The 4,890-nt window shown below is 35.7% G+C and carries 5 protein-coding genes and 1 pseudogene; all 6 read right to left on the reverse strand.

Features of this window, described 5'->3' with window-relative positions:
• Positions 1-2,317 (reverse strand): accessory Sec-dependent serine-rich glycoprotein adhesin (locus tag AT575_RS07005; RefSeq protein WP_102777737.1); only part of this gene is annotated, 2,317 nt, incomplete at its 3' end.
• 263 nt (positions 2,318-2,580) lie between these two features.
• Complete coding sequence (locus AT575_RS07010; RefSeq protein WP_245871510.1) at positions 2,581-2,724, reverse strand: LPXTG cell wall anchor domain-containing protein; 144 nt, start codon at positions 2,722-2,724, stop codon at positions 2,581-2,583.
• A gap of 180 nt (positions 2,725-2,904) precedes the next feature.
• Positions 2,905-3,489 carry a hypothetical protein gene (locus AT575_RS07015; protein WP_129587071.1) on the reverse strand — a complete coding sequence of 195 codons (585 nt, stop codon included), beginning with the start codon at positions 3,487-3,489 and terminating at the stop codon, positions 2,905-2,907.
• A 62-nt stretch (positions 3,490-3,551) separates the two neighbouring features.
• Positions 3,552-3,755 (reverse strand): hypothetical protein, encoded by a 204-nt coding sequence (locus tag AT575_RS07020; protein ID WP_102777740.1) that lies wholly within the window; start codon positions 3,753-3,755, stop codon positions 3,552-3,554.
• Between the two features lie 28 nt (positions 3,756-3,783).
• Positions 3,784-3,951 carry an Ig-like domain-containing protein gene (locus tag AT575_RS10635; RefSeq protein ID WP_165778657.1) on the reverse strand — a complete coding sequence of 56 codons (168 nt, stop codon included), beginning with the start codon at positions 3,949-3,951 and terminating at the stop codon, positions 3,784-3,786.
• A pseudogene (locus AT575_RS07025) lies at positions 3,917-4,576 on the reverse strand (KxYKxGKxW signal peptide domain-containing protein); the annotation flags it as partial. The gene AT575_RS10635 and the pseudogene AT575_RS07025, both read right to left, overlap by 35 nt.
• Positions 4,577-4,890: the final 314 nt, after the last annotated feature.

Raw genomic sequence — 4,890 nt, forward strand, 5'->3', positions numbered from 1 at the left:
TTGAAGCGCTCAAGCTGGTTGAAGTACTCAAGCTAGTTGAAGCGCTCAAACTGGTTGAGGTGCTCTTACTTGTGCTGGTTGAAGTGCTCAAGCTGGTTGAGGTACTTGCACTTGTGCTGGTTGAAGTGCTCAAGCTGGTTGAAGCACTTGCACTTGTGCTGGTTGAAGCGCTCAAACTGGTTGAAGTACTCTTACTTGTACTTGTCGAATTACTCAAACTGGTTGAGGTACTTGTACTTGCGCTGGTTGAAGTGCTCAAACTGGTTGAAGTACTCTTACTTGTACTTGTCGAATTGCTCAAACTGGTTGAAGTACTCTTACTTGTGCTTGTTGAGGTACTTGTACTTGCACTTAATGACGCACTAGTACTAGTTGAAAGTGACACTGGATCCTGAATTAGTCCGCCATCAATAGTCATGTTGTTAGCACCAGCTATTGTAAAAGTTGTCGATGTTCCGTTTGAATCAATTAATCTATTCGTACCTACATTAGAAGTTGTGAGTACGTAACCAGTTGGTGGTGTAATTGTAATCGTATAGGTATTCTTATCAAGCAGACCATCAAATTGATAGTGCCCGGCAGCGTCTGTATATACAGATTTTTTAGTTCCATCGGAATAGGTCAGTGTTACCAAGACATTAGCAGCAGGGCTTTCACCAGTAGTCTGAAGTCCATCTTTGTTTGTATCGAACCAAACATAGTCTCCTGCACTATATGTTACGGCAGTACCAGTACCACCAGATGTATCTGAAGTAAAGACGACATAGTTATTGGTTTCAACAATTGAATAATAACCAGAGTAGTCGTAAGATGACATTGTACCACTTTGTACAATAGGGTTTGTTGAATTTGGATCATATGTAGAAACAACTCTAATCACGTAAACATCTGAGATAGTCCCCAAATTGATTCGAGCACTATCTGTACCATATGTAATGGAAGGTGTCACTTTGGTTAAAGTACTATAATCAAGTACATCCATACTATCAGGTAAAGTTGAACCAGTTCCAGCTTTATAAACCTGAATTGTGGTAGTTGAGTTGATGACTGTACTACCTTGTTGAACCATCGCGCCAGTATTAGGATTAATCTGATAACCATAAACATTAAAGTACGTCGTGTAAGCAGCATAATCCATTGGGTTAACGTAAAAAATTTGTTCAACCGTATGATTAACTGAATCTAGTTCATTAAAAACAGACTGAATACTTGAACTCCCATATACAATTGGAGATTGGTATCGGACATACTCAGTTTTTGAAGTAGTTTCCCCACCTAATGAATAGGTTAAAGTTAGATTGGCATCATTTTGAACGACTGAGCGATCTATATAAGAAGAAGCATTTAAAGAAGCAATAACATTTTGGTATTTATCCACATAAGTCGTAAAAGTATATGTAACTGTTTTAGAAGTAGCATCCCAAGTCCCAGTAGCGATGACCTCTCCGGAACTATCTGTAATATCAGTTGGTGTCCAGTTAGCCATATCAAAATCTGAAGGTGCGGTATAGGGACTATAAGTCATGGTAAATTGATCACCTGCAGTCGCCGCATTATCAACTGTAAACTTTGTATAATACTCTAAAGATTCACCATCTTGGGGATAAATATAACCGTCATTATAAGAAGTATCTTTAATGTAAGACGATGTTACTGTTACAAGATTATTATTGACAGTACCAGTTGCAGATAAAGTAGTTGTAGCGAATGTACTAGTTTTTGGAGACAAACTAGATGTATTACTTGTAGACGTACTTGAACTAGAACTTGTAATCAAACTTGTTGAAGTTGATGTAAACGTTGACGACGATTGCGATTGACTCTCAGATTGAGAATCCGAAGATGATACTAATGCTGAGTTACTTGCAGATTGGCTCTGAGAAGTTGATTGACTTAGAGAATCTGATTGACTCATTGACATTGAACTCGTATCAGATACTGTTCCACTTGTACTTGTAGAACTTGTAGCAACAACTGTTGAATCTGTTCCTGCCAAAGCAGTCGTTCCTGTTTCAGAGGTAACTGGTAAACTACTTGTCGTTTCTGCAGCAAAAGCTGTATGACCTAGAGTTGCTCCACCTGCAATGGCTCCTATACCTAAGGCACCCTTTAATAATTGTTTTCGAGGAACGACAAAATCCACACTATCATCGATAATGTGTTCTTCTACTTGTCCACCCTTAAACAGTTGAATCAACCCAAAAGATGCAAGAGTTGTTTTAACCCAACTCTTGCCGGACTTATGTAGTTTTACACGAGACTTAGATTCAGTCTCAATGAAACTACTCTTATTAAATTTTTTAAATTTTCGTAACATATTGTTTCTCTCTCTCTCTCTCTCTCGACAAATAGTGAATACCCATTCACCGTGCTTTTTGTCTAATTCTATCTTACTCTTTTATATTATAAAATGCAACAATTTTTTAAAAATTTAAAAATTAATTTAATGACACTTTTTTATTACAAATTTTAGTGTTTTTTTGCTGAATAGGTAGTTATTTATACGAAAAAGGAGAATCCTGTTAGGTTCTCCTCTTCTTTTTTTAAAAACCGCTTTAACGCTCGTAAAAGAATAATAACTTACTTTTCATTTTTACGTTTTTTAGTGCTTAAGCCAAGGGCTGCCAGAATTGCTAAGGTTGTCGAACCATAGAGTCCTGAATTCTCATTAGAACCAGTATGTGGAAGTTCAACATGATCACTCAATTGATGGTTTTGTGACATTATTGAACGACTTGTACTCATGGAACTAGTATTTGACTTAGAAACTGATGTGCTTTGCGTTGTTGACTCTATGTTTGATTCAGAAACTGAAGTACTTTGTGTTGTAGACTCTGAGATAGATTAAGAAGTACTAATTGAATCTGATACTATTGAATCTGATTGTGATTTACTAATTGAATCTTAAACCACTGAATCTGAAACTACTGAATCTGATTGTGATTTAGAATTTGATTCAGTAGTTGTATCTGAGTTACTAGCTGTAGAAATACTTGTAGATTCACTCTTTGATAAAGACTCGCTAATAGCCGTACTATCAGCATCTGCAGTAGCAGTTTTATTTACAAATCTTATACCAAAGACATATTTCGAGCCATCTAATAAGTTACCATTGCTATTTTGTCCGACGGTACCAAAGGTTGATTTGACAGCGATTGCCTCTGCAGTATCAGGTCCGACGATTGCACCATCCATAACAACCACATATGAATCCGTTGGAGTATTTGGCAACTGAAAGACGAGTTCCCCATTGGCATTAATGGTTGGATTTAATGATGCCTTTACATCTGTAAAATTAGCTGTATCTGTGTAATCCATTTCCATTCCCGGTGGTAACACCGCAGGATCCGTTACACGATAAATTTTATAAGTAGAATTTGCTATATCATAACTAGCTAAATTAGCTGCATCCGAAACAACACCTGTATTCAAAGCTTCTTGAGTAGTCGCATTTGAAATTTTCACTGTATATGGTGTTGAATTATCCATTTTTGCGGGAAAATCTGAACCAGGTTGGTTAATTATAGCAACATAATGTGCTGTTTTATCAGTTAGATTAACATCTGTAACACACCATCTGTTTGATAGTCAGACCCTGTCGAATCATTATGGTCTGTATTACCATTGTCATACACAATATTTACTGTTTTACTGACATTGTTAACAGATACAACCACATTTGAAGTATCAACAGGAATAACATTATCATTAAAGAATACCTCAGTATTTCCTGTCGCAGTAATATTTTTTTCCATTAACATTATTTTTAAAAATATATGTTAATTAATTTGTTGTTGGGTCATAATTGGCTTCCGCAATAGTGACACCATCTGGGGTTCTTAATGCTGGGAAGTAAATTGTTGAGGAAGTAACACCATGAAAATCTAAATTATTGTTTAAAGTGAATGTAATATAGTCACCAGGTGTAACTGTAGCTTTTTTGAAAGTCAAATGTGAAATTTCCACCTGGTGCTTGGTCCATGTTATAAGTTTGACCATCTGTCAAATTTAAAATAAGATTTGAAATACTTGAAGATAAATCAGCACCAGAACCAACCGCTGCTAGTTTAACTGTAGCAAAACGATTTACTGTGGTGTTAGAAGCTTTAACAGATGTGGATTGGACACTATTACTAGTTGACTCACTAGCAATAGTTGATTCACTAATTGTTGACAAAGCTGATGTCGAAGCTACTTCACTAGTAGAAACTAAGCTATCTGATTGAGATTGACTTACAACTTCAGTTGCACTTTCTGAAACAATTGTACTAGTTGATTCTGTCGTTGACACTACTACAGTTGAATCTGCTTGAGTTGTATTATCTAGTGCTGTTTCTGAAGTAACTGGTAGTGAAGTTATTTCATCAGCTCCTACAGTTTGTGTTAGTGCAACACCACCTAAAATTGCACCAACCCCCGTTACTGTTTTAAAGATTTGTGGTGATGAGAATTTTATTTGACGGTCTTCTGTGAAGTTCACTTCTCCTTGCTGAGAATTTTTAAATAACTTTAACATCCCAATAGCTTTCAAAGTCACTGTTACCCAATTCTTACCAGATTTATGTAATTTCACACGAGATTTGGTATCTCCCGTAAATGCATTAGAACGATTATCTTTTTAAAAAATATTATATTGCAACTCCATTATATCAACTTAAATTTAAAACTCAAAAATTTCTAATTTGAAAATCCATTTTCTTGTTTATTTGTTATTTTCTTGACTTTTTTTCACTCTTATGTCCAAAAAAAACCAGCTAAGAATCTCGGCTCTATAATTTCTGTAGTGGGTAAATCCTCAAAAGAGATTATAGGGTCTTTTTCGTTATTGAAATTTTTCACACCAAAAAAGTCCCATATGATCTATAATGAAAAGCGACTAAACCATCATTA

This window comes from Streptococcus penaeicida (assembly GCF_002887775.1).
GTDB lineage: Bacteria > Bacillota > Bacilli > Lactobacillales > Streptococcaceae > Streptococcus > Streptococcus penaeicida.

Bases quoted from the DNA above. Each gene is read 5' to 3' on its own strand.
- AT575_RS07010 (WP_245871510.1), bottom strand. From the start codon at position 2,724: ATGTCACAAAACCATCAATTGAGTGATCATGTTGAACTTCCACATACT.
- AT575_RS07015 (WP_129587071.1), bottom strand. From the start codon at position 3,489: ATGGATAATTCAACACCATATACAGTGAAAATTTCAAATGCGACTACT.
- AT575_RS07020 (WP_102777740.1), bottom strand. From the start codon at position 3,755: ATGGAAAAAAATATTACTGCGACAGGAAATACTGAGGTATTCTTTAAT.